At 70.2% G+C, this 1,119-nt stretch carries 2 protein-coding genes; both read left to right on the forward strand.

Annotated features, from left to right (window positions below; all coding sequences use genetic code 11):
• Positions 1-400, forward strand: a 400-nt coding sequence (locus tag E4634_RS21265) for an FAD-binding protein (protein ID WP_135446684.1), incomplete at its 5' end; no start/stop codon positions are given.
• Between the two features lie 93 nt (positions 401-493).
• Positions 494-1,119: acyl-CoA dehydrogenase family protein (locus E4634_RS21270; protein WP_167855029.1), on the forward strand; the 626-nt coding region annotated here is incomplete at its 3' end.

Raw genomic sequence — 1,119 nt, forward strand, 5'->3', positions numbered from 1 at the left:
CGGTATCGACCCCGCCGCGCTGGAAACCACGGTGTCGCGCTTCAACGGTTTTGTTGCCGCCAACCACGACGCTGACTTCGGGCGCGGCGCGCGCGCCTACGACCGCTGGTTGGGGGACTTCACCCACCAGCCCTCCACCACCCTGGGCAGCATCGAGCGCGGCCCGTTCTACGCGGTGCCGATCCTGCCCGGCGACGTCGGCACCTATGGCGGCGTAGTCACCGACAGCAGCGCGCGGGTGCTGCGCGCTGACGGCACGCCGATTGCCGGGCTCTACGCCACCGGTGTTTCCACCGCCTCGGTGATGGGGCGCACCTATCCCGGCGCCGGCTGCAGCGTGGGGCCCTCTTTCGTCTGGGGCTATGTCGCCGCCCGCCACGCCCTGTCGCCGCCGGCCTGAATCCCGGCCAATTCCTGCTAATCTGTTGGCGCCGGTCCTGCGTAGTCACGCAGGACCCCACGCAAAAATACAACGACCTAAGGACACCACACCATGAACCTGAGCTTGCCTGAAGACAGCCTGCTGATACGCGACATGTTCCAGCGTTTCTTCGAGGGGGAATCCACCATGGAGCGCGTGCGCGCGGCGGAGCCGGTTGGCTTCGACGCCGCCCTGTGGCGCGAACTGGTGGCCCTCGACGCACCCTGCATGCGCCTGTCCGCGGAGGTCGGCGGTGCCGGCATGGGGCTGTTCGACGCCTGTCTGATGATGGAGGAGGCCGGGCGGCGCCTGGCCAGCGTGCCGTTGGCCGAGGCGGTGGCCGCGGTGCGCCTGCTCGGTGAGGTGGGCGGTGACACCGCGCAGCAATGGATCGGGCGCGTCGCCGATGGCGAGACCGTAATCACCCTGGCCCTGCAGCCGGTCGCCGCGGATACGCCGCAGTGGGTGCCCGGCGCCGCGGTGGCGAAGGCGATACTCAGCTTCGACGGCGACTCGCTGGCGCTCGAGGAGCCGGCGTCCGCGCTGGAAGCCCCGGCAACCCTCGGCGGCAACGCCCTGGCCCTGTTCCGCAGTGGCGCCGGCAAGCGCGAGGTGCTGGCCAGCGGCGAGGCCGCGCGCAGTGCCTGGGCACAGGCAGTGGAGCTGTCTCTTATACCCATCTCGAGCCCCCGAGACTA

Source organism: Mangrovimicrobium sediminis (assembly GCF_004745945.1).
In the GTDB taxonomy this organism is placed as follows: domain Bacteria; phylum Pseudomonadota; class Gammaproteobacteria; order Pseudomonadales; family Halieaceae; genus Mangrovimicrobium; species Mangrovimicrobium sediminis.